The sequence below is a fragment of the Cellulomonas sp. P2_B4 genome, from assembly GCF_056404795.1.
In genome coordinates, this window is record NZ_JBFUDI010000003.1 from 46,616 (window position 1) to 66,898 (window position 20,283).

26 protein-coding genes and 4 tRNA genes are annotated in these 20,283 nt (G+C 71.7%); 11 read left to right on the forward strand and 19 right to left on the reverse strand.

The window, feature by feature from the left end; translation table 11 throughout:
• Positions 1-34 precede the first annotated feature (34 nt).
• The 3 genes from AC1DZC_RS05135 to AC1DZC_RS05145 all read right to left on the reverse strand — a co-directional run bounded on the left by AC1DZC_RS05135 (position 35) and on the right by AC1DZC_RS05145 (position 1,834).
• The gene (locus AC1DZC_RS05135) at positions 35-793 is read right to left on the reverse strand and encodes a YebC/PmpR family DNA-binding transcriptional regulator (RefSeq protein ID WP_477042481.1); all 759 of its coding nucleotides are present in this window, start codon (positions 791-793) and stop codon (positions 35-37) included.
• A 70-nt stretch (positions 794-863) separates the two neighbouring features.
• On the reverse strand, positions 864-1,475 hold the full coding sequence (pdxT, locus tag AC1DZC_RS05140) for a pyridoxal 5'-phosphate synthase glutaminase subunit PdxT (RefSeq protein WP_477040369.1): 612 nt from the start codon (positions 1,473-1,475) through the stop codon (positions 864-866).
• A 44-nt stretch (positions 1,476-1,519) separates the two neighbouring features.
• Positions 1,520-1,834 (reverse strand): hypothetical protein, encoded by a 315-nt coding sequence (locus AC1DZC_RS05145; protein ID WP_477042482.1) that lies wholly within the window; start codon positions 1,832-1,834, stop codon positions 1,520-1,522.
• 79 nt (positions 1,835-1,913) lie between these two features.
• Here AC1DZC_RS05145 and AC1DZC_RS05150 point away from each other — a divergent pair, with 79 nt between their 5' ends.
• Positions 1,914-3,143, forward strand: a complete 1,230-nt coding sequence (locus AC1DZC_RS05150; RefSeq protein ID WP_477042483.1) for a kynureninase — start codon at positions 1,914-1,916, stop codon at positions 3,141-3,143.
• A 22-nt stretch (positions 3,144-3,165) separates the two neighbouring features.
• Here AC1DZC_RS05150 and AC1DZC_RS05155 read toward each other — a convergent pair whose 3' ends face one another.
• The 9 genes from AC1DZC_RS05155 to AC1DZC_RS05195 all read right to left on the reverse strand — a co-directional run bounded on the left by AC1DZC_RS05155 (position 3,166) and on the right by AC1DZC_RS05195 (position 11,109).
• A complete protein-coding gene (locus tag AC1DZC_RS05155) occupies positions 3,166-3,792 on the reverse strand; it encodes an NUDIX hydrolase (protein ID WP_477042484.1) in 627 nt (208 codons plus the stop codon).
• Positions 3,789-4,712, reverse strand: a complete 924-nt coding sequence (gene pdxS / locus AC1DZC_RS05160; RefSeq protein WP_477042485.1) for a pyridoxal 5'-phosphate synthase lyase subunit PdxS — start codon at positions 4,710-4,712, stop codon at positions 3,789-3,791. The genes AC1DZC_RS05155 and pdxS overlap by 4 nt, the downstream gene beginning before the upstream one ends.
• Positions 4,713-4,820: 108 nt before the next feature.
• On the reverse strand, positions 4,821-5,510 hold the full coding sequence (locus AC1DZC_RS05165; RefSeq protein WP_477040373.1) for a hypothetical protein: 690 nt from the start codon (positions 5,508-5,510) through the stop codon (positions 4,821-4,823).
• Complete coding sequence (locus tag AC1DZC_RS05170; RefSeq protein WP_477042486.1) at positions 5,507-6,721, reverse strand: glycosyltransferase family 4 protein; 1,215 nt, start codon at positions 6,719-6,721, stop codon at positions 5,507-5,509. Before AC1DZC_RS05170 ends, AC1DZC_RS05165 begins: the two co-directional genes overlap by 4 nt.
• A complete protein-coding gene (locus tag AC1DZC_RS05175) occupies positions 6,718-7,680 on the reverse strand; it encodes a phosphatidylinositol mannoside acyltransferase (protein ID WP_477042487.1) in 963 nt (320 codons plus the stop codon). The genes AC1DZC_RS05170 and AC1DZC_RS05175 overlap by 4 nt, the downstream gene beginning before the upstream one ends.
• Positions 7,677-8,291, reverse strand: a complete 615-nt coding sequence (gene pgsA / locus AC1DZC_RS05180) for a phosphatidylinositol phosphate synthase (protein WP_477040376.1) — start codon at positions 8,289-8,291, stop codon at positions 7,677-7,679. The genes AC1DZC_RS05175 and pgsA overlap by 4 nt, the downstream gene beginning before the upstream one ends.
• 7 nt (positions 8,292-8,298) lie before the next feature.
• The gene (locus tag AC1DZC_RS05185; RefSeq protein WP_477042488.1) at positions 8,299-8,886 is read right to left on the reverse strand and encodes an HIT family protein; all 588 of its coding nucleotides are present in this window, start codon (positions 8,884-8,886) and stop codon (positions 8,299-8,301) included.
• A gap of 3 nt (positions 8,887-8,889) precedes the next feature.
• Positions 8,890-10,902 carry a threonine--tRNA ligase gene (thrS, locus tag AC1DZC_RS05190; protein WP_477042489.1) on the reverse strand — a complete coding sequence of 671 codons (2,013 nt, stop codon included), beginning with the start codon at positions 10,900-10,902 and terminating at the stop codon, positions 8,890-8,892.
• A 134-nt stretch (positions 10,903-11,036) separates the two neighbouring features.
• Positions 11,037-11,109, reverse strand: a tRNA-Val gene (locus tag AC1DZC_RS05195).
• Positions 11,110-11,460: 351 nt separating this feature from the next.
• Between AC1DZC_RS05195 and AC1DZC_RS05200 the strand changes: the two genes are divergently transcribed.
• Positions 11,461-11,850 carry an SsgA family sporulation/cell division regulator gene (locus AC1DZC_RS05200; RefSeq protein WP_477040379.1) on the forward strand — a complete coding sequence of 130 codons (390 nt, stop codon included), beginning with the start codon at positions 11,461-11,463 and terminating at the stop codon, positions 11,848-11,850.
• Positions 11,851-11,908: 58 nt separating this feature from the next.
• Here AC1DZC_RS05200 and AC1DZC_RS05205 read toward each other — a convergent pair whose 3' ends face one another.
• Positions 11,909-12,772, reverse strand: coding sequence for an aminotransferase class IV (locus AC1DZC_RS05205; RefSeq protein WP_477042490.1), 864 nt, complete (start codon positions 12,770-12,772; stop codon positions 11,909-11,911).
• Between the two features lie 4 nt (positions 12,773-12,776).
• Positions 12,777-13,856, reverse strand: a complete 1,080-nt coding sequence (locus tag AC1DZC_RS05210; protein ID WP_477042491.1) for a chorismate-binding protein — start codon at positions 13,854-13,856, stop codon at positions 12,777-12,779.
• 144 nt (positions 13,857-14,000) lie between these two features.
• On the opposite strand from AC1DZC_RS05210, the gene AC1DZC_RS05215 reads away from it, so the two are divergent.
• The 4 genes from AC1DZC_RS05215 to AC1DZC_RS05230 all read left to right on the forward strand — a co-directional run bounded on the left by AC1DZC_RS05215 (position 14,001) and on the right by AC1DZC_RS05230 (position 14,951).
• Positions 14,001-14,072, forward strand: a tRNA-Gly gene (locus AC1DZC_RS05215).
• A gap of 50 nt (positions 14,073-14,122) precedes the next feature.
• Positions 14,123-14,193 (forward strand) — tRNA-Cys (locus AC1DZC_RS05220).
• Positions 14,194-14,233: 40 nt separating this feature from the next.
• Positions 14,234-14,308 (forward strand) — tRNA-Val (locus AC1DZC_RS05225).
• Positions 14,309-14,483: 175 nt separating this feature from the next.
• A complete protein-coding gene (locus AC1DZC_RS05230) occupies positions 14,484-14,951 on the forward strand; it encodes a DoxX family protein (protein ID WP_477042492.1) in 468 nt (155 codons plus the stop codon).
• Between the two features lie 74 nt (positions 14,952-15,025).
• Here the strand turns inward: AC1DZC_RS05230 and AC1DZC_RS05235 are convergent, their stop codons facing one another.
• Together AC1DZC_RS05235 and AC1DZC_RS05240 are read right to left on the reverse strand one after the other, a co-directional pair.
• Positions 15,026-15,547 carry a pyridoxamine 5'-phosphate oxidase family protein gene (locus AC1DZC_RS05235; protein ID WP_477042493.1) on the reverse strand — a complete coding sequence of 174 codons (522 nt, stop codon included), beginning with the start codon at positions 15,545-15,547 and terminating at the stop codon, positions 15,026-15,028.
• A 3-nt stretch (positions 15,548-15,550) separates the two neighbouring features.
• Positions 15,551-15,856 (reverse strand): putative quinol monooxygenase, encoded by a 306-nt coding sequence (locus tag AC1DZC_RS05240; protein WP_477040384.1) that lies wholly within the window; start codon positions 15,854-15,856, stop codon positions 15,551-15,553.
• A gap of 116 nt (positions 15,857-15,972) precedes the next feature.
• On the opposite strand from AC1DZC_RS05240, the gene AC1DZC_RS05245 reads away from it, so the two are divergent.
• Genes AC1DZC_RS05245 through AC1DZC_RS05260 form a run of 4 tightly spaced genes read left to right on the forward strand, consistent with a single transcriptional unit; the run spans position 15,973 to position 18,386 of the window.
• Positions 15,973-16,425, forward strand: a complete 453-nt coding sequence (locus AC1DZC_RS05245; RefSeq protein WP_477042494.1) for a hypothetical protein — start codon at positions 15,973-15,975, stop codon at positions 16,423-16,425.
• Entirely contained in the window at positions 16,422-17,651 is a 1,230-nt protein-coding gene (locus AC1DZC_RS05250; RefSeq protein ID WP_477040386.1) for an NRAMP family divalent metal transporter, read from the forward strand. Before AC1DZC_RS05245 ends, AC1DZC_RS05250 begins: the two co-directional genes overlap by 4 nt.
• Positions 17,648-18,043, forward strand: coding sequence for a hypothetical protein (locus AC1DZC_RS05255; protein WP_477040387.1), 396 nt, complete (start codon positions 17,648-17,650; stop codon positions 18,041-18,043). Before AC1DZC_RS05250 ends, AC1DZC_RS05255 begins: the two co-directional genes overlap by 4 nt.
• Positions 18,030-18,386 carry a PRC-barrel domain-containing protein gene (locus AC1DZC_RS05260; protein ID WP_477040388.1) on the forward strand — a complete coding sequence of 119 codons (357 nt, stop codon included), beginning with the start codon at positions 18,030-18,032 and terminating at the stop codon, positions 18,384-18,386. Before AC1DZC_RS05255 ends, AC1DZC_RS05260 begins: the two co-directional genes overlap by 14 nt.
• A gap of 60 nt (positions 18,387-18,446) precedes the next feature.
• Here AC1DZC_RS05260 and AC1DZC_RS05265 read toward each other — a convergent pair whose 3' ends face one another.
• Positions 18,447-18,581: a hypothetical protein gene (locus AC1DZC_RS05265; protein ID WP_477040389.1), complete on the reverse strand. Its 135-nt coding sequence runs from the start codon at positions 18,579-18,581 to the stop codon at positions 18,447-18,449.
• A 338-nt stretch (positions 18,582-18,919) separates the two neighbouring features.
• Positions 18,920-19,126 (reverse strand): three-helix bundle dimerization domain-containing protein, encoded by a 207-nt coding sequence (locus AC1DZC_RS05270; protein WP_477042495.1) that lies wholly within the window; start codon positions 19,124-19,126, stop codon positions 18,920-18,922.
• A 160-nt stretch (positions 19,127-19,286) separates the two neighbouring features.
• Between AC1DZC_RS05270 and AC1DZC_RS05275 the strand changes: the two genes are divergently transcribed.
• Complete coding sequence (locus tag AC1DZC_RS05275; protein ID WP_477040391.1) at positions 19,287-19,484, forward strand: hypothetical protein; 198 nt, start codon at positions 19,287-19,289, stop codon at positions 19,482-19,484.
• Here the strand turns inward: AC1DZC_RS05275 and AC1DZC_RS05280 are convergent, their stop codons facing one another.
• A complete protein-coding gene (locus tag AC1DZC_RS05280; protein ID WP_477040392.1) occupies positions 19,485-20,261 on the reverse strand; it encodes a class I SAM-dependent methyltransferase in 777 nt (258 codons plus the stop codon).
• Positions 20,262-20,283: the final 22 nt, after the last annotated feature.

Here is a 20,283-nt window from a genome sequence, read left to right on the forward strand (position 1 = left end):
CGCTGGCGCGCCCCCACCAGCACTGCTCTCCGTCTCAGTCGTCGTTCTCGAGCTCCGCCATGACCTCGTCGGAGGCGTCGAAGTTCGCGTAGACGTTCTGCACGTCGTCGGAGTCCTCGAGTGCGTCGATGAGGCGCAGGATCTTGCGCGCACCCTCGGCGTCGACCTCGATCTGCGTGGCCGGCCAGAACACCACATCGGCGGAGTCGTACTCGATCCCGGCGTTCTGCAGCGCGGTGCGTACCGGGACCAGGTCGGTGGCCTCGGAGAGGACCTCGAACGCCTCGCCGAGGTCGTTGACCTCCTCGCCGCCCGCGTCCAGGACGGCCTCCACGACCGAGTCCTCGTCCGTGCCCTCCTTGGGGACGATGACGACGCCCTTGCGGGAGAAGAGGTAGGAGACCGAGCCCGGGTCAGCCATCTGGCCGCCGTTGCGCGTGAACGCGACGCGGACGTCGGACGCGGCACGGTTGCGGTTGTCGGTGAGGCACTCGACCAGCACGGCGATGCCACCGGCGCCGTAGCCCTCGTACATGATCGTCGTGTAGTCGGCGCCACCGGCCTCCTGGCCGGAGCCGCGCTTCACCGCGCGGTTGATGTTGTCGATCGGGACCGACGACTTCTTGGCCTTCTGGACCGCGTCGAACAAGGTCGGGTTGCCGGCGAGGTCACCGCCGCCGGTGCGCGCGGCCACCTCGATGTTCTTGATCAGCTTGGCGAAGAGCTTGCTCCGCTTGGCGTCGACCACGGCCTTCTTGTGCTTGGTGGTGGCCCACTTGGAGTGACCCGACATCGCTTCAGCTACCTCTTCTCGTCCTGCTTCTCGTCCCGCGCGACCTCGACCCCGGCTGCAGCGCCGAGCCTCACAGGGTGTCGCGGACGATCTCTACGAACAGTTGGTGCACCCGGGTGTCCCCGGTGACCTCCGGATGGAACGAGGTCACGAGCAACGGGCCCTGGCGGACGGCCACGATCCTACCGGCGGCCGGGCCCGACTCCACTCGCGCGAGCACGGTGGCCGCAGGGCCGACCTCCTCGACCCACGGTGCCCGGATGAAGACGCCGTGCACGGGTCGGACATCAGTGCCGTCGATCCCCCTGATCTCCAGGTCCGTCTCGAACGACTCGACCTGCCGGCCGAACGCGTTGCGGCGCACCGTGACGTCCACCCCGCCGAGGGTCTGCTGACCCTCGATGCCGCCGAGCACGCGGTCGGCGAGCAGGATCATCCCCGCGCAGGAGCCGTAGGCCGGCATCCCGGCGCGCAGGCGGGCGCGGACCGGCTCGAACAGGTCGAACGCGCGCAGGAGCTTGTCCATCGTCGTGGACTCGCCCCCGGGCAGGACGAGCGCGTCGACGGCGTCGAGCTCGCGCTCGCGGCGCACGGGCACGGCAGCGGCCCCGACGGCGGTCAGGGCGTGCACGTGCTCGCGCACGTCTCCCTGCAGGGCGAGGACTCCGACGGTCACGGTCACAGCGGGCGATCCTAGTTCGGGTCCGCCGATCGCGACCGCCGCGCTCAGTACACGGAGCCGCTCCGCTCGTGCCGACGCCGGTGCGCGAGCAGCGCCTCGACCTCGGCCTGCCGCGCGCAGGCGTGGTCGATCAGCGCCTGGTAGATGGAGAAGTTCTCGCGCAGGCCCCTGGTGTCGAGGCCTGCGACGTCCTCCGACTCGATCTGCCAGAGCAGCGAGATCAGCCGCTCCGGGTCCTCGTTGAGCCGCGGGAGTGGCGGCGGGACCGGGAAGACGGAGCCCTCCGGTGCACCGGACCGGTACCTGGACGGAAAGCTGGACGGAAAGCTGGACGGGGGGTTCTCGGGCTGCGTGCTCATTCACGACCTCCAGGACTGGTGTTCGAACAAACGTACGGACACCCACTGACATCCGGCGTGCGGTCGTAGGCTCCGGGCTGTGACCGACGCCCTCGACGCCCGCGCCGCCGAGCTCGACCGCCTGCACGCCCACACCGACCTGAGGGACCGGTTCCTGCTGCCGGCCGGCACCGTCTACCTCGACGGCAACTCGCTCGGGGCGCTGCCCGTCGGCGTGCCCGAGGCGGTCGCCCGGGTGATCCGCCAGGAGTGGGGCACCGACCTCATCGGCTCCTGGAACACGCACGGCTGGTGGGACGCGCCGCAGCGGGTGGGCGACGCGGTCGGGCGGCTCATCGGCGCGGCACCGGGGCAGGTCGTGGTCGGGGACTCCACGAGCGTCCGCCTGCACCAGAGCCTGCACGCGGTCGCCGCGATGCGGCCCGGGGCCACCGTCGTGATCACCGAGGCCGACGGGTTCCCCACGGACCGCTACATCGTCGACGGCGTGGCCGAGCAGGTCGGCTGGCGCGTGGTCCGCGCCCGGCCGCACGACATCCCCGGGCTCCTGGACGGGGACGTCGCCGCCGTCGTCCTGTCGCACGTCGACTACCGCACCGGCGAGGTGCTCGACCTGCCGGGCCTGACCGCGGCAGCCCACGACGCCGGCGCGCTCGCGGTCTGGGACCTGTGCCACTCGGCCGGTGCCATGCCGGTCGACCTCGACGCCCACGGCGTCGACCTCGCCGTCGGCTGCGGCTACAAGTACCTCAACGGCGGCCCGGGCGCGCCGGCGTTCGGCTACGTCGCGCACCGGCACCAGGAGGCGTTCGTCAACATCGTCCCCGGCTGGAACGGGGACGCCGAGCCGTTCGAGATGGCGGACGAGTACCGAGGTGCCCCGGGCATCGCCCGGGCACGCATCGGCACTCCCCCGCTGCTGTCCCTGCTTGCGCTCGAGGCGGCGCTCGAGGCGTTCGACGGTATCGAGATCGACGACCTCAGGACGCGCTCGCTCAGCCTGACCCGGTTCCTGCGCGAGTGCATCGCCGCGGTGCTCCCCGACGCCACCTTTGCGTCACCGCAGGACGACGCAACGCGCGGCTCGCAGGTGGCGGTGCGCCACGAGCACGCCTACGGCATCGTCCAGGCGCTCGCCGCCCGCGGCGTGGTCGGCGACTTCCGGACGCCCGACATCGTGCGTCTGGGCGTTGCGGCGCCGTACCTGACGCACGCCGACCTGGTCAGCGCGGCGCGCGCCCTGCAGGCGGTGCTCCGCGCCGAGGAGCACCTCGACCCCGCATGGGCCACACGCAACGCGGTGGCCTGAAGGAGAGGTACGGGGCCGACCGCTACTCGCGAGCCAGCCCCAGGTGCCGCGTGACCCCGTCCCAGGCGGGCAGCAGGCCGCGCACCAGCGCGACCAGAGTGTCCGGGAAGACCTCGATGTCGACCCGCTCGAGGTCGTCGAGCGACCACCATCTCAGCTCGTCGATGACGTCCAGCTCGAGCTCGGTCCAGCCGGCCCGGTGACCGGCCCCGAACGCCGCCGCGGGGACGCGGGCCAGGTAGAGCACCTCGTCCTGCCGGCAGTGTTCCGCGTAGAAGTCGAAGATCGCGGAGCGCGTGAACACGGGTCCGACGAGGTCGTCGGCGCCCAGCACGATGCCGGTCTCCTCACGCACCTCGCGCAGGGCCGCGGAGGCCGCGTCCTCACCGTCGTCGATCCCGCCGCCGACCGTGAACCACCAGCTGCGCTCGGGCTGGTCCACGTCGTGCCCGCGGATGAGCAGCACGCGGTCCTTCTCGTCGAGCAGGATGACGCGCGCGGCCTCGCGGAACAGCAGGCCGTCCTCGCCGCGCCTCCACTCCGGTCCCAGCCCGTGCACGGGTCCGCCGCCGTCGGCACCGGACCTCGGAGAGACGGCTGAGGCCGCGGACGGGTCGTCCGCGGCCTCCACCAGAGGGTCCTGCGTCACCAGCCGCGCTCGGCCAGGCGGTGCGGCTCCGGGACGTCCTCGACGTTGATGCCGACCATGGCCTCGCCCAGACCGCGCGACACCTTGGCGATCACGTCGGGGTCGTCGAAGAACGTGGTGGCCTTGACGATCGCGGCGGCACGCTCGGCCGGGTTGCCCGACTTGAAGATGCCCGAGCCGACGAAGACGCCCTCGGCACCGAGCTGCATCATCATCGCGGCGTCCGCGGGGGTCGCGATGCCACCGGCCGTGAAGAGCACGACGGGGAGCTTGCCGGCCTCGGCGACCTCCTTGACCAGGTCGTACGGCGCCTGCAGCTCCTTGGCGGCGACGAACAGCTCGTCCTCCGGCAGCGAGGTCAGGCGGCGGATCTGGTCGCGCAGGGTGCGCATGTGGGTCGTGGCGTTGGAGACGTCGCCCGTGCCGGCCTCGCCCTTGGAGCGGATCATGGCCGCGCCCTCGGTGATGCGGCGAAGCGCCTCGCCCAGGTTCGTGGCACCGCAGACGAAGGGAACCGTGAAGCCCCACTTGTCGATGTGGTGCGCATAGTCGGCCGGGGTCAGCACCTCGGACTCGTCGATGTAGTCGACGCCGAGCGACTGGAGGACCTGCGCCTCGACGAAGTGGCCGATGCGCGCCTTCGCCATGACGGGGATGGAGACGGCCTCGATGATGCCGTCGATCAGGTCGGGGTCGCTCATGCGCGCGACGCCACCCTGGGCGCGGATGTCGGCCGGCACGCGCTCCAGCGCCATGACGGCGACGGCCCCGGCGTCCTCGGCGATCTTGGCCTGGTCGGCGGTGACGACGTCCATGATGACGCCGCCCTTGAGCATCTCGGCCATCCCGCGCTTCACGCGTGCGGTGCCGATGACGCCGGCGTGCGTCGCGGTGGTGGGCTGGCTGTTCTCGCTGGTCACGTCGAGCCTCACAGATCGTGTGCGGGTGGAACCTGAACGGGATGGCGGCCGTGCTGGCCACGAACGACAATCCTAGACCGTGCGCGTCTGGCGTCACGTCAGTGCTGGTCAGTGACCGTCGGTGCTCGCCGTGGAACGCGCACCCGGCCGGCCGAGGGTCTCGGGCCAGGTGTCGTCGAGCTCGAGGGAGTGCGGCGCGGGTGCGTGACCGGCCAGCCGCAGCAGCCGCACGAGCGGTCCGCTGCGTGCGTGAGCGGTCTGCGCGACGGCCTCGTTGTGGAACCGGCGCGCGAGCTGGACCCGGTACCAGGCCGAGGCGAGCGCGTCCGCGAGCTCGTTCCCGGTCGGGTCGGCCCGCAGCGCGGCCACCTCGTCCGGGTCGTCGAGCACCTCGCGCAGCGTCGCCGACAGCTCGCTCTCGATCCGCCCGCGGTCGACCGGTGCGGGTCGCCCGTGCGCCGGGCGATCCTCGACGACGGGCAGCGCGCCGCGGTCGGCAGCGAGCAGCCGGCGCAGGTCGGCGGGCAGCGAGCCATCCTCGGTCACGTCCGGACCACCGGCCGAGAGCGCCGCCCAGGCGGCCTCGCCGACGAGCACCGAGCTGACGGGGTCGAACAGGCCCGAGGTCGCCAGCTCGGCGGCCACGGTCGCGCGGCGGACGAGCTGGGCGTCCACCACGGCCTTCGACGAGGAGACCTTGCGGTGCAGCCGGTCGAGGCGGGAGGCGGCGACCCAGACCCACCACAGGACCAGGGCCAGGACGATCGTGATGTAGACGAAGAGCTCCGACCAGCTCATCGGGCCTCGCTCCGTCCGCGCAGCCGCGCACCGCGCTGCGACCACGGGTCCTCGCCCACCGGCTCGCGGCGGTCGGCGACGACCATCTCGTACACGGTCAGCACCTGGTCGGTCACCACCGACCAGTCGTACTGGGGCACGACCTCCTGGGCATGCGCCCGCACGGAGTCGCGCAGCGCGGGGTCGTGCAGCACTCGGATCAGCGTGCTGGCCAGGTCCTCGCTGTCGCCCGTGGTGAACAGCACGCCCGCGGCACCGTCGTCGAGCACCCGGGAGAACGCCCCCAGGTCGCTCGCGACGACCGCGGCGCCGGCGCTCATCGCCTCGACGAGCACGATGCCGAAGCTCTCGCCGCCCGTCTGGGGCGCGCAGTAGATGTCGACGGACGAGAGCAGCCGGGCCTTGTCCTCGTCGGAGATCCCGCCGAGGAACTCGACCGCACCCGCGGCCTTCTCGCCGAGGAGCTCGCGCACCTCGTCGGGACCCGTGTCCCCGCGCCCCGCGATGAGGAACCGAGCCCCGGGGATCGCCGCGAGCACGCGCGGCACCGCGTCGAGCAGCACCGGCAGGCCTTTGCGCGCCTCGTCGAGCCGGCCGAGGAAGGCGATCGTGGGAGCGTCGTGCGTGCCCGTCCAGCGCTCGTCGGGCTCCGCGTCGATGAAACCCTGCGTGTAGACACCGTTCGGGATCACCACGGCGTCCCCGCCCATGTGCTCGACGAGCGTGCGGCGCGCGTCCTCGGAGACCGCGATGCGCGCCGAGATCTTCTCGAGCGACTGGCGGACCAACGGGTACGCCATCTGCAGCGGTCGCGAGCGGATCAGCGCGGTGTGGAACGTGGCGACGATCGGCCCGTCGGCGATCCACAGGGCGAGCATGCCGAGGCTCGGGGTCACGGGCTCGTGCAGGTGCAGGACGTCGAACTCGCCCGCCGCGAGCCACTTGCGCACGCGGGCCGCGGTGACGGGCCCGAACGTCATGCGAGCGACGGCGCCGTTGTAGCGGACGGGGATCGCCCGCCCGGCTGCCGTCATGTACTCGGGGATCTCGGTGTCGTCGTCGGCAGGGACCAGGACGGACACCGAGTGGCCCCGTGAGATCAGGGCCTCGGCCAGGTCGCGGACGTGGAACTGGACCCCGCCGGGCACGTCGTAGGAGTACGGGCAGACGATGCCCACACGCAGGGGTCGCACGGCATCGAGCTGGCTCATGCCGACCGTTCCGCTCGCTCGAGCATGCTGGCGTAGCGCTCGGGGTCGAGGTCCTCGACGAAGACCTTCTGCAGCATGTGCCAGTCCTGGGGGTTGCGTCGGATCTCGGCGCCGAGCTGGTCGACCCATGCCTGCGTCAGCACCCGGACCTGGTCGGCGCGCGGGACCCCCTCGGGCACAGGGATCGGCTCGTGGAAGTCGATGACGATCCCCCACGGCGACCGCGCCGCCCTGCGCCGAGCCCCGGACAGCCGCTCGTAGGTGATCGAGGTGGTGACAAGCGGAGCGCCGGTCGAGATCGCCAGCGCCGCGGGGCCGGCAGCGAACCGGGCGCGCAGGCCGAACAGGTCGGCCTCGACGCCCGAGGCGGTCAGGTCACGGTCGGCGAGCAGCGGGATCAGGCCGGGTCCGCCCCGCGCCGCGCGCACCAGCCCGCGGAAGACGTCGCCGGAGCCCGTCAGAGGGAAGATCGTCAGGCCGATGCTCTCGCGGAACGCGACGAACTCCTGGAACAGCTCCTCCGGCTCGAGCCGCTCCGCGACGGTCGTCACGGGCGCGATCGCCCGGGTCGCCCACGCCCCGGCGAGGTCCCAGTTGCCCATGTGGCCGAGCGCCAGCACGACCGAGCGGCTGTCCTGCGTGTACGGCAGGAGGTTCTCCACCCCGATGCCGCGCACGCGCGCGTCGATCTGGCGCTGGCTCATCGAGCCGAGCGAGAACGCCTCGCCGAAATACCGCATGTACGACCGCATGCCGGCCCGGGTCAGGCGGCGCAGCGAGCGGGCGTCGAGGTCGGGACGGGCACGGGCGAGGTTCTTCTCCAGCTGGACCACGCCGCCTGTGCGGCGCAGCCACGTCACGTCGGCGACGAGCGTGAACGCCCCGCGCAGCAACGACCCGGGGACCTTGCCGGCGACCTTCCAGCCGGTCGCGTAGAGCCGCGCGACGTCCACCTTCACGGGGCGACCCCCGCCGCCGCCTGCCGGTAGACCTTGCTCATCCGCTGCACGATCGTGATGGCCGACGCGACGACCAGCAGGGACAGCACCACGGTCAGCACCACGACCGGTGCGCCGAGACCGACGACGAACGTCGCGACGAGCACGAGCAGGAGCCGGTCGGCGCGCTCGGCGATCCCGCCGGACGCGGTCATCCCGAGGCCCTCGGCGCGCGCCCGGGCGTACGGCACGATCGAGCCGAGGACCAGGCAGACGAGCGCGAGGACCGCGGTGAGCCGGTCGTCGCCGCCCGCGGTGAACCACAGGACCAGGCCTGCGAAGATCGCGCCGTCGCCGAACCGGTCCATCGTCGAGTCCAGGAACGCGCCCCACGGACCCGACCGGCCGGCCTGCCGCGCCATGACGCCGTCGAGCGAGTCGGTGAGCACGAACACCGTGATGATCAGCGTGCCCAGCAGCAGGTGCCCGGTCGGGAAGGCCCACAGGGCGGTCGCGACGACCACGAGCGTGCCGCCGATGGTCACCGCGTCCGGGGAGACGCCCAGCCTCAGCAGCAGCCTGGCCAGGGGCGTGAAGAGGCGGGTCATGGCGCCGCGCAGTCCGTTCAGCACGTCAAGATCATCCCTCAGTCACCCCGTTGATCGGACCCGGCCAGGCGGCCGCGAGGCGCTCCCGCGTGTCGCCCAGGAGCTCGGGCAGGGCCCTGGTCCGGCCGACGATCGGCAGGAAGTTCGAGTCGCCGCCCCAGCGCGGGACGACGTGCTGGTGCAGGTGGGCCGCGATCCCGGCACCGGCGACGTCGCCCTGGTTCATGCCCAGGTTGAAGCCGTGCGGACCGGAGACCTCCCGGAGCACGGTCATCGCGGTCCGGGTCATCGAGGCGACCTCGGCGACCTCCGCCTCGGTCAGCTCCGTGTAGTCGGCGACGTGCCGGTACGGGCAGACCATCAGGTGCCCCGAGTTGTACGGGTAGAGGTTGAGCACGACGAACGCGACCTCGCCGCGCGCGACGATCAGCCCGTCCTCGTCGCTGCGGGTGGGAGCACGGCAGAACGGGCAGCCCGGACCGGCCTCACGATCGGTCGGCTTGTCCTGCCCGCCCAGGTACGCCATCCGGTGCGGCGTCCACAACCGCTCGAAGCCGTCGGGCACACCGGCGAAGTCCTCCGAGGACTCGCTGGCAGGCTCGATCTCGTCAGGCTGCACCCGTCAGACCTGCACGCGATCGCGCACCGCGGCGACGATGCGCTCGATCGCCTCGGCCACGGGCACCCCGTTGTCCTGGTGCCCGTCGCGGTAGCGGAACGACACGGCGCCGGCCTCGGAGTCCTCCCCGCCCGCGATGAGCACGAACGGGATCTTCTGCGTGCTGGCGTTGCGGATCTTCTTGCCGAACCGGTCGTCGGAGCGGTCCACCTCGGCCCGGATGCCCTGGGCCCGCAGCTGCGCGACGACGTCGTCCAGGTACGGCTCGAACGGCTCGGCGACCGGGACGGCCAGCACCTGCACCGGCGCGAGCCAGGCCGGGAACGCGCCGCCGTAGTGCTCGGTCAGCACCGCGAAGAACCGCTCGACCGAGCCGAACAGCGCGCGGTGGATCATGACCGGCCGCTGACGGCTGCCGTCGGAGGCCGTGTACTCGAGCTCGAACCGCTCGGGCAGGTTGAAGTCGAGCTGGATGGTCGACATCTGCCAGGTGCGACCGAGCGCGTCCTTGACCTGCACGGAGATCTTCGGCCCGTAGAACGCGGCGCCGCCCGGGTCCGGCACCAGGTCGAGGCCCGACGCCTCGCCGACCTGGCGCAGGGTCTCGGTCGCCTCCTCCCAGACCTCGTCGGAACCCACGAACTTCTCGGGGTTCTTGGTCGAGAGCTCCAGGTAGTAGTCGTCCAGCCCGTAGTCCTTGAGCAGGTCGAGGACGAACTTCAGAGTCGTGGTGAGCTCGTCGGCCATCTGCTCACGGGTGCAGTAGATGTGCGCATCGTCCTGCGTGAAGCCGCGGGCACGGGTCATGCCGTGCACGACGCCCGACTTCTCGTACCGGTAGACGGTGCCGAACTCGAAGAGCCGCAGGGGCAGCTCCCGGTAGGACCGCCCGCGGGCCGCGAAGATCAGGTTGTGCATCGGGCAGTTCATGGGCTTGAGGTAGTACTGCTGCCCGGCCTTGCGCACGTGCCCCTCGGCGTCGCGCTCCTCGTCGAGGGTCATCGGGGGGTACATGCCCTCCGCGTACCAGTCGAGGTGCCCCGAGATCTCGTAGAGCTTGCTCTTGGTGATGTGCGGGGTGTTGACGAACTCGTACCCGCCCTGCACGTGCCGCAGCCGGCTGTAGTGCTCCATCTCCATGCGGATCACGCCGCCCTTGGGGTGGAACACGGCCAGGCCTGAGCCGATCTCCTCGGGGAAGGAGAACAGGTCCAGCTCGGTGCCGAGCCGACGGTGGTCGCGACGCTCCGCCTCGGCGATGCGCTCGAGGTACGCGCGCAGCTCGTCCTTGGTCGGCCAGGCGGTGCCGTACACGCGCTGCAGCTGCGGGTTCTTCTCGCTCCCGCGCCAGTAGGCGGCCGCCGACCGGGTCAGCTGGAAGCCGTTGCCGAGCAGCCGGGTGCTCGGGATGTGCGGCCCGCGGCACAGGTCCTGCCAGACGACCTGCTCGGTCTCGCGGCCGGCGCCGCGCACGTTCTGGTAGATGCTCAGCCCGCCCAGGCCGACCTCGACCGACGCGCCCTCGGCCGCGGTCGGGTCGCCCTTGAGCCCGATGAGCTCGAGCTTGTACGGCTCATCGCGCAGCTCGTGGCGCGCCTCGTCCTCGGTGACGTCCCACCGTCGGAAGGTCTGGCCCTCCTTGACGATCCGGCCCATGACCTTCTCGATCGCCTTGAGGTCCTCCGGGGTGAACGGGGTGTCGACGTCGAAGTCGTAGTAGAAGCCGTCGGTGATCGGCGGGCCGATGCCCAGCTTGGCGGTCGGGACGACCTCCTGGACGGCCTGCGCCAGCACGTGCGCCGCCGAGTGTCGCAGCACGGCCAGGCCGTCGGGCTCCTCGATGGTCACGGCCTCCACGACCGCGCCCTCGGGCAGCGGCAGGTGCAGGTCGCGCAGCTCGCCGTCCACGCGGACGACGACGACGTCACGCCGGGCGGAGTACAGGTCGGTACCCGTCGTCCCCGGCTCCACCGTGGTCGCGATCCCGTCGACGGTGAGGGTGATGAGCTCGGGCACCGGTACTGCCTCCTTCGTGGCGGCCCGCCCGGGCGGCGGGCCACTCGATGCTACCGGCGGCGACGCGGAGCGCCCGACGCCTTATAGGACGCCAGAAGGGGCCGGCCCGTGGGGCCGACCCCTCCTGATGTACGTGGGCGATACCGGACTCGAACCGATGACCTCCTCGGTGTGAACGAGGCGCTCTACCAACTGAGCCAATCGCCCATCCCCGCACCGTCACCCGTCAGTCCGACACGCCGTGTCGTCCGACGAGCACCATCAGCGGGTGATGTCGATGGAATGCTACCCGGCGGGCGCCGAGATTCCGAACTGGACGTCACGTGCGGCCAACCAAGGCCTGATCAGGGCATGTTCGCGCTCTCATCGACACGTTCGTGTCAACGAGCCGGTGGGTGCTGTGACCCCTCGCCCGTTCGGGAGCGCGTCCCTCCGGGTGAACTAGGGGTAGTTACCGGTCCAATCCGGCAATCGTCCTGCCATGATGGTGCCTCCAGCCCTTGCGAACAGGAGGACCCGATGACGAGCTCGACCTACGACGTCGTCGAGGTCGTCGCCATGCAGCTCATCGGATCCGACGCAAGCGTCATCCCGGTGAGTGCCGAGTTCTCGTTCCGAACCACCGATCCGTACACGGTCCGCGCGGTCTTCACCGGCCCGCACACCATGTCGACGTGGCTCGTCGGACGCGAGTTGCTCTCCCTGGGGATGCACGCCACCGCCGAAGCACCGGCGGGAACGGGCGACGTCCAGGTGTGGCGAGACGAAGACCCCGACTACACGCTCGTATCGCTCAGTGGGGTCGAAGGCAGCGCGCTGCTCGCCGCGCCCACCGAGCCGATCGAACGGTTCCTCGCGGGTACCGAGGCACTGGTGCCTCTGGGTACCGAGAGCGACCGCATGGAAGGCGAGATCACGGCGCTCATCGCCGCGTTGCTCACCGCCTGACGATCGCCCTCCTCACGACCGGTTCCGCTGCCGCGGGGCCGGTCGTTCCATTCCCATGTCACGGGTCGAGGTCGTCGGCCAGGCGCTTCTGGAACAGCCGCTGCGCCTCCAGCGACACAGGGCCTGCCGCCACGGTCTGCCCGTCCAGGCTGACGACCGGCGAGACGTTGCGGATCGAGCCGCTCATCATCAGCTGCGCCGTCCCGGCGGCCACCTCGTCGAGCACCTCGTAGCGCAGCTCCCCCGCCGCGGCCTCGCGCACCGGCAGGTCCTCCTGCGCCGCCCACTCGAGCAGCAGCTCGCGCGTGATGCCCGCGAGGCACCCGCTGGACAGCGGAGGCGTGACGAGCTCGCCGTCGCGCTCCACGAAGACGTTGGACGCGGTGCCCTCGCACAGCTCGCCGACCGTGTTGGCCAGCACGGCCTCGTCGGCACCGCGCCGGTACGCCTCCGCCACCGCGACGACGTTCTCCGCGTACGAGGTCGTCTTCAGGCCGGCCACGGCCGACCGCTCGTTGCGGACCCACGGCACCCGGACGACGCGCGAGACGGCCGACGGGGCGGCGGGGCCGGCCAGCACGAGCAGGCTCTGGTGCTGGTCCTGCGGGGGCAGCCGGTTGGAGCCGAGCGGACCGACGCCGCCGGTCAGCGTGATCCGCAGGCGCCCGGTCTCCGGGCCGGCCGCGGCCAGCACCGCCCGGACACCCTCGCGCACCGCGTCGAGGTCCGGTTCGGCCAGGCCGATGCCCAGGGCGGAACGCCGCAGCCGCCGCAGGTGACGGCTCAGGGCGAACGCCGTGCCGCCGTACACGGCGCAGGTCTCGAAGACGCCGTCGCCGACCGTGAGGCCATGGTCCACGCCCGTGACCAGCGGCTCGTCGGGACCATAGAGACGACCGTCGGACCAGATCACCACACTCATCGGGTCATTCTGTCACCGGGCCGACGTCGACGTTGGACGCCAGGCCGACGAGCCGCGCGGCCTTGAGCTCGGTCTCGGCCCACTCGGCGCCCGGGTCGCTCCCCCACGTGATCCCCGCGCCCGTGCCGAACCTCAGGACGCCGTCGGACCACCAGAACGTCCGGATGCCGACGGCCAGCTCGGCCCGGACGCTGCCGTCGTCGGCGACCTCGATCCAGCCCACCGCGCCGCAGTAGGGCCCCCGCGCCTCCCGCTCGAGCGCCTCGATGATCGAGAGCGCCGACGCCTTCGGAGCACCCGAGACCGAGCCCGGCGGGTAGGTGGCGTCGAGCAGGCGGGCCCACAGGTCGGGGGCGGCCGCGACCTCGGGATCCAGCACGCCCTGCACCGTCGAGACGAGGTGCACGAGGCCCGGGTGACGCTCCTCACCCAGCAGCGTCGTCACCTCGACCGTTCCCGGCGCGCAGACGCGCTGCAGGTCGTTGCGGACCAGGTCAGTGATCATGACGTTCTCGGCGCGGTCCTTCTCGGTCAGCGCGTCGGCCGTGACGGCGGTGCCCTTGATCGGCCCCGAGGTCACGACGCCGTCGCCCACCCGCAGGAACAGCTCAGGGGACGCCGTGACGACCCACACGGGCTCGTCGGACGCCCCGACCGGCACGTGCACGCCTCCCGCGTACGGCGCGGGGTTGCCGGCGTCCAGGACCGCGGCCAGCGCGCGGGCGTCGGGCTCGCCGGCGAGGGGCGCCGAGAGGACCCGGCAGAGGTTCGCCTGGTAGACGTCCCCCTCGCGGATCCGGTCCCGGACACCCTCGACCGCGTCGACGTACGCCTGGCGGTCCAGCGACGACGTCCACGCCCCGGCGTCCGGACCGCGCCACGACGCTTCTCCCCCGGTCCGCGCCGGTCGCACCGTCGCGAACCGCCACGCCCGGACGCGTCCCTCGAAGTCGCCGACAACGGCCCACCAGCCCGCGGTCAGCCGCTCGGGTCGGGCTCGCACGTCCACGACCTCGACCAGATCGGTCGCCTCGACCCCGGCGAACCAGGCGCTCCCGGGGGCTCGGACGCATCGCTCGGGCACCCGCACACGGTACAGACACCCTCAGAACACCCGCAGATCCGCACGGTTGCGCGCCTGGCGTGAGCCAGTTGGACTCTCGCCGACGTCGTCGGTTAGAGTTCGGGACGCACACGGAGCACCGGTGAAAACCGGCGGACGTGCTGTGCGGACGTGGCTCAGTGGTAGAGCATCACCTTGCCAAGGTGAGGGTCGCGGGTTCGAATCCCGTCGTCCGCTCGGAGGCAGACATCCTGATCGGCGCAAGCCGCTCTGGACTGCGGTCTCAGGGTGGAGTGGCCGAGAGGCGAGGCAGCGGCCTGCAAAGCCGTATACGTGGGTTCGAATCCCATCTCCACCTCGTAGGACATGTGCAGTTTGTTGTGCCCCGGACCAACGCCGGGCGATTGGCGCAGCGGTAGCGCGCTTCCCTGACACGGAAGAGGTCACTGGTTCGATCCCAGTATCGCCCACCAGCATCACCGCAGGTCAGAGGGCCGTCACCGAGCGATCGGGGCGGCCCTCAGTCATGCGCCCGCAGCTCGGGACACGCCACCCGGGCCAGCCGTCGGAGCGACCGCCCGGGCGATCCGAGCCCCGGCGTGCCCGTCCCGGGTCGCGGTCGGCTCGGTCCGGGGCGAGCATCGCGGGATGACCTCCGATGCCCTCTCCCGGCTGTCCGCCGCCCTCACCGAGCCGGCGCCCGGCAGCGACCCGCTGATCCGTCGGGTCGCGCGCACGGCGCTCGGCGCTGGCCTGGTCCTCGCCGGCGTCAGCCATCTGACGTTCGCGCGCGAGGAGTTCCAGGCGCAGGTGCCGAGGTGGTTCCCGGTCGGCACCGACGTCACGGTGCTGGCTTCCGGCGCCGTCGAGATCACGCTCGGGACCGCGCTCGTCACGCTCACGCGCCGGCGCGCCGCGGTCGGGCTGGTTGCCGCAGCGTTCTTCGTCGCCATCTTCCCCGGCAACATCGCGCAGTGGCGCGAGCGCAAGGACGGCTTCGGCCTCGACACCGACGACCGGCGCCTGGCCCGGCTGTTCTTCCAGCCCGCGCTGGTCGCCTGGGCGCTCTGGTCGAGCGGCGCGCTCGAGGCGCTGCGCCGTCGACCGACGACGTGACGACACCCGGCCGGAGGTCCCGAACCACGTGCCGCACGTTGTCGGGACGCGTCAGTGCACGGGAACGGTCGCCGTCAGAAGCGGTAGCTCGTCTGGCCGTGCGCCCCGCCGAAGACCAGGACCTTCTCGGGCGCGACGCGGTACACGACCGCTCCGCCCTCGGTCGCGCCGCCGGAGCGGCTGCGCTCCACGAAGACGTCGCCCTGCACCTCGAAGTCCCAGTCGTCGCCGTACTTGGCGTACCAGGCCGTCGCGAGGGACTGGAGCGCATCGGCGTCGGTGACCCTCGTCGCGACGCCCTCGACCACGACGTCCTTGCCGTTGTCCCAGCCGCCCGCGCCGCCGTTCCCGGCCGTGACGGCGACGCGCCTGTTGCTGTCGAGGTTGCGCTGCTTCTGCTCCTGCTCGCCGGTGCAGAAGGCGAACGCCCCGTCGACCCAGACGCCGACCAGCGGCACCGCATGGGGCCGACCGTCCGCGCGGACGGTGACGATCCAGTAGAGCTGCGCGTCGCTCAGGAGCCGCTCGATCTCGTCCCACGGCGGTGGCTCCTGGCTGGCGTCGCCGTACCTCGGGTCGATCACTCCGGTCGTCATGGCTCAGCCGGACCAGCTGAACCGGACGTCGAGGTTGGTGAACGTCGGGGGGCCGTCGCACAGGGCGGCGAGCTGGGCCGCGAACGCGTCGGTCTCGGGCCGCGCGGAGTTCTCCATCGCCGACTCGTAGGACTCGAACTCGACGATGTTGAGGTAGCGACCTGGGTCGTCGCGGTCCGCCGTCACCACCGCCCGGACCACCCTGGTGTCGGGCTCGCCCGCCCGGGCCGCGACGTACTCGTCGCCCAACGCCTGCACCTCGTCGATGCGCGACGTCCGGAAGTCGATGATCTGCACGAACCCCGTCATGGTGTCCTCCTCGGTCGTCTCCAGGCTCCTCCGGCTCCGCTGCCACTTCAAGATGGCCGGACTGCACGTCGAGGCTTCGGCGTGCGGCCGCAGGCACCGCGGGCCACGATGCGGCCATGGTTGTCCCCCGGGCGATGCTGTCTGTCGTGGCCCTCGCGGCCGTGGCCGGCTGCGCCGTGGGGTCGTCCTCGACCCGGGCGGACGACGCCCAGGCGCTGACCGACCCGCTCGAGCAGACGTCGTCGGCAGTCGCGACCGCCGAGATGACCGTCGACCTCCTGGGCGCCGGCCGGCTCTCGCGCGCCGTCGCCGACACCGCGCTGCTCGACCAGAACGCGGTCCTCGAGGACGCGGCGTTCGCCGTCTCCACGCTGGTGCCCACCGACGCGACGAGCGCCGGCTGGCAGGACGACGCGCTCGCCGCGGTCCGCCAGGCGCAGGCAGCCGTCGTCGGCGCGCGGGCCTGGACCAACGACGCAGGCGCAGGCGAGGACGCGGTCTCTGCCGCCCTCGCCTCGAGCGCCGACCGGCTGGACGAGCTGACGGCCCAGCTGGCGGTCGTGCCGTGAAGCGGCTCCTCGGCCTCGCGCTCGGGATCCTCACCGCGATCGGTGGGTTCCTCGACATCGGTGACCTGGTGACCAACGCCGTGGTCGGCTCGCGGTTCGGGCTGTCGCTCGCCTGGGTCGTGGTGGTCGGTGTGGTGGGCATCTGCCTGTTCGCGCAGATGTCCGGCAAGGTGGCCGCCGTCAGCGGCCGGGCGACGTTCGAGATCATCCGCGAGCGACTCGGTCCGCGCGCGGCCGGGGCCAACCTCACGGCGTCGTTCCTGATCAACCTGCTCACCCTGACGGCCGAGGTCGGAGGCATCGCCCTGGCGTTGCAGCTGGCCAGCAGCGTCGAGCCGCGGCTCTGGATCCCGGTCGCCGGCCTGGCGGTGTGGCTCGTGATCTGGCGGACGAAGTTCTCGATCATGGAGAACGTCACGGGGCTCGTGGGACTGACGCTGATCGTCTTCGCGGTCGCGGTGTTCCTCCTCGGCCCCGACTGGAGCGAGCTGGCCGACCAGGCGTTCCACCCGCGCGTCGCCGCCCAGGAGGGGCAGGCCGTCTACTGGTACTACGCGATCGCGTTGTTCGGTGCGGCCATGACGCCCTACGAGGTGTTCTTCTTCTCGTCCGGGGCGGTCGAGGAGAGGTGGACGGTGAAGGACCTGTCGCAGTCCCGCCTGAACGTGCTGGTCGGCTTCCCGTTCGGCGGCGTCCTCTCCGTCGCGATCGCGGCGTGCGCTGCGATCGTCTTCCTGCCGCAGGGCATCGAGGTGTCGTCGCTGTCCCAGATCGTCCTGCCGGTCGCGATGGCCGGCGGCAAGCTCGCGCTGGCCGTCGTCATCGTGGGCATCGTCGCCGCGACGTTCGGGGCCGCCCTGGAGACCTCGTTGTCAAGCGGGTACACGCTCGCGCAGTTCATGGGGTGGTCATGGGGCAAGTTCCGACGGCCGTCGCAGGCGGCCCGGTTCCACCTGACGATGATCATCTGCCTCATCGTCGCCGTCGCCGTCCTGATGACCAGCGTGAACCCGATCGCCGTGACCGAGTTCTCGGTGGTGTTCTCGGCGGTGGCGCTGCCGCTCACCTATCTGCCGATCCTCGTCGTCGCGAACGACCCCGAGTACATGGGAAAGCACGTCAACGGGCGCCTGACCAACGGGTTCGCGCTCGTCTACCTGGTGATCATCGTGGTGGCGTCCGTCGCTGCGATCCCTCTGATGATCGTGACGGGAGCCGGCTCATGACCGACCTGCCCCAGGACGCCCATCCGCCCGGCCTCCTGCTCGACGCGCGTCTGCACCTGCTCGACCGGCAGATCCTCGACGTCGACGGCACACCGGTGTGCACGGTCGACGACCTCGAGGTGCACGGTCTCGACGGTTCCGACGAGCCCGACGGGTCGCAGGCCGCTGTCATCACCTCGCTGCTCAGCGGAGCGGTGCTGGCCACGCGCATCTTCGGAGGCCGTCCCCCGCCGTCGCGGTGGCACCGCATCCGGTGGACCCACGTGGCCGAGGTCGGCACCACGGTCCGACTCGGCATCCGGAGCGAGGAGCTGGACGTCACCTGGCCCGAGCGCTGGGTCCGCGACCACATCATCCGCCGCATCCCCGGAGGCAGCCATGATCCTGGGTGACCTCCTCGACGCGCCGGTGACCGGCCCCGACGGCAGCCGGCTCGGTTACGTGGTGGACGTGCGGCTCGTCCTGGACGGGCCGATCGACGGGCTGCTCGCCGCACCGCGCCTGCACGGACTCCTCGTCAGCCCGCGCACAGCGACGTCCTTCCTCGGCTACGAACGCACCGGCGTGCGCTCCCCCGCCCTCGTGGCGCGCTGGTTCGCGTGGCGACACCGGGGGACGTTCCTGGTCCGCTGGGAGGACGTCGACTCCGTGGCACCCGGCGCGGTGCGGGTGGCGGAGGGCTTTCGCCGGTTCTCACCCGCCCTGCCTGGTCCTCGCTCCACCGGCGCCGCCTGACCATGCACGAACGGCGCCGCTCCCGTGTCCGGGCGCGGCGCCGCGTGATCGGATGCCTGCTCAGCGCTCCGGTGTCTCGACGACGTCGGTGTCCTGGTCCTGCAGGCCGTCGGCCTCGATCTTCTCGGCATCGGTCAGGTCGAGACCTTCGTCGACGTCCGTGCGGTCGGGCACGATCCTCTCGTCTCTCGTCATCCGTCCTTCTCCTTCGGTTCGGTCGCACAGGGAATCGACGCCCGGAGCGGGCGGTGGGACGTGCAGCTCGCCGGCACGAGGCGTGCTGCATCGCCTTGCTCGGACGGCTCCCGCCGGTCCGACCACCGCCCGTCCGTGGCCGGCGTCGACCAGCTCGGCGCTGGTCTCCGCCGTCGTGCGTGCGGGAGTGAGGCTCGCCGGTTCTTGGGAGCGTTCGGCCGACGTTCCTCCGGTTCCACCATCGGCGCCGGAGAGAACCAGGGGCGCGGATCCCGCACCGTCGGCTCGCAGGAACCGACGGTAAGCCCGCCCACGAGCGTCCGCACGCCCAACGACGGTCAGTCGGGCGCAGCGAACTCGGCGAGGAACGCGGTGGCGTCCCGCTCGACGAGGATCGGGACGAAGTCGCGCACCGCCGACCCGTCGAACTCCGCCAGCTGGACGTCGACCTGGTCGCGGATCAGCTCCTCGGAGAGCGTCGGGTATCTCGTCGCGATGCGCGCGACGACCTCGTCGATGGCATGGTGCTCGTCGTCGATGGGCATGGGGAAACGCTCGATCGCGGGGCGCGCCGACGCAACGGCGGGTGCCCGAACAAACACCGAACAGTTGGACACGCCCCGACACGCCCCGACACGCCCAGGCGGACGGATCCGAGGTGCGCCCGGGGTTCCGTGGCGCCCCGGCGCGATGCATCCTGGACCGATGTCAGAGTTCTGGGTGGTCGCCCACGGAGGCGAGCTCGACGGTGCGGTCGGTCTGCTCCAGCTCGACGGCGACCCGGCCGGCGAGCACCTCCTCTACCGGGGAGACGCGCTCGACGAGGTCCCGTACGTGGTCACGCCCGAGCTCACCACGCTGCCCGACGGTCGACCGGCGCACATCGCTCGTCGAGAAGCCTGATCAGGTCGTCCGCACGAGCGACGCGCTGCGGTACTGCACGGTGCCCGCAGCCATCGCCTCGGGGTTCCTGGTGCCGTCGAGCCCGGCGAACGGGCGCAGCGCCCGCTGGAACGGACGCGGGATCCACTCCCGCACGAGCGCGGCTTTGCGCGCGTCGTCGAGCCGCATCGCGTGCAGGACGTCCGCCGTGATGTCCCGGTCAGCGGTCAGCACGAGTCCGCTCGACGTGAGCTGGTCGCAGGTGGTGGCGACGTCGACGGTGTCGCGCAGGTCGGCCCACACGAACCGGCCGCCCGGCCTCAGGACCCGGTGCACCTCGGCGACGAAGGTCCCCATCGAGGCGTAGCAGTGTGACGACTCCACGTTGACGACGACGTCGAAGGACCCGTCCGGGAAGGGCAGCGCCTGCGCGTCCCCGCGGACGAACCCCAGAGCAGGACCGTGGCGGTCGCGGCGGGCCAGCGAGACCGCCGAGGCCGCAAAGTCGACACCGGTCGTCGAACGCGGCCCGAGGTACCTGCTCATCCACGACGCACCCCCGCCGCGACCCGACCCGACCTCCAGGACGTCGGAACCCGCGACGTCGACGCCGTCCAGGACGTGCGCGTACAGCTGGATGCAGAAGCGGTCGGGCTCGTCGGGGGCCTCGAGGTGCGTGGGCTCGCCGACCGGCGAGACCGGGGCGAACCCGTAGTTCATGAACGCCCACTCGGGGCGGCGCACCCGCGACCCGAGCAGCTCGTAGCACGCCCGCCACGCCACCTGCCGCATCCCCATCCGCGGACCCTACCGCCCGGGT

Excerpts from the sequence above, each read along its gene's own strand:
- AC1DZC_RS05200 (WP_477040379.1), top strand. The coding sequence starts at position 11,461 with ATGCAGCTCATCGGATCCGACGCAAGCGTCATCCCGGTGAGTGCCGAG.
- AC1DZC_RS05280 (WP_477040392.1), bottom strand. The coding sequence starts at position 20,261 with ATGGGGATGCGGCAGGTGGCGTGGCGGGCGTGCTACGAGCTGCTCGGG.
- AC1DZC_RS05230 (WP_477042492.1), top strand. The coding sequence starts at position 14,484 with ATGACCTCCGATGCCCTCTCCCGGCTGTCCGCCGCCCTCACCGAGCCG.
- AC1DZC_RS05235 (WP_477042493.1), bottom strand. The coding sequence starts at position 15,547 with ATGACGACCGGAGTGATCGACCCGAGGTACGGCGACGCCAGCCAGGAG.
- AC1DZC_RS05260 (WP_477040388.1), top strand. The coding sequence starts at position 18,030 with ATGATCCTGGGTGACCTCCTCGACGCGCCGGTGACCGGCCCCGACGGC.
- AC1DZC_RS05240 (WP_477040384.1), bottom strand. The coding sequence starts at position 15,856 with ATGACGGGGTTCGTGCAGATCATCGACTTCCGGACGTCGCGCATCGAC.
- AC1DZC_RS05245 (WP_477042494.1), top strand. The coding sequence starts at position 15,973 with ATGGTTGTCCCCCGGGCGATGCTGTCTGTCGTGGCCCTCGCGGCCGTG.
- AC1DZC_RS05275 (WP_477040391.1), top strand. The coding sequence starts at position 19,287 with ATGTCAGAGTTCTGGGTGGTCGCCCACGGAGGCGAGCTCGACGGTGCG.
- AC1DZC_RS05145 (WP_477042482.1), bottom strand. The coding sequence starts at position 1,834 with ATGAGCACGCAGCCCGAGAACCCCCCGTCCAGCTTTCCGTCCAGCTTT.
- AC1DZC_RS05165 (WP_477040373.1), bottom strand. The coding sequence starts at position 5,510 with ATGAGCTGGTCGGAGCTCTTCGTCTACATCACGATCGTCCTGGCCCTG.
- AC1DZC_RS05170 (WP_477042486.1), bottom strand. The coding sequence starts at position 6,721 with ATGAGCCAGCTCGATGCCGTGCGACCCCTGCGTGTGGGCATCGTCTGC.
- AC1DZC_RS05265 (WP_477040389.1), bottom strand. The coding sequence starts at position 18,581 with ATGACGAGAGACGAGAGGATCGTGCCCGACCGCACGGACGTCGACGAA.
- AC1DZC_RS05255 (WP_477040387.1), top strand. The coding sequence starts at position 17,648 with ATGACCGACCTGCCCCAGGACGCCCATCCGCCCGGCCTCCTGCTCGAC.
- AC1DZC_RS05135 (WP_477042481.1), bottom strand. The coding sequence starts at position 793 with ATGTCGGGTCACTCCAAGTGGGCCACCACCAAGCACAAGAAGGCCGTG.
- AC1DZC_RS05205 (WP_477042490.1), bottom strand. The coding sequence starts at position 12,772 with ATGAGTGTGGTGATCTGGTCCGACGGTCGTCTCTATGGTCCCGACGAG.
- AC1DZC_RS05270 (WP_477042495.1), bottom strand. The coding sequence starts at position 19,126 with ATGCCCATCGACGACGAGCACCATGCCATCGACGAGGTCGTCGCGCGC.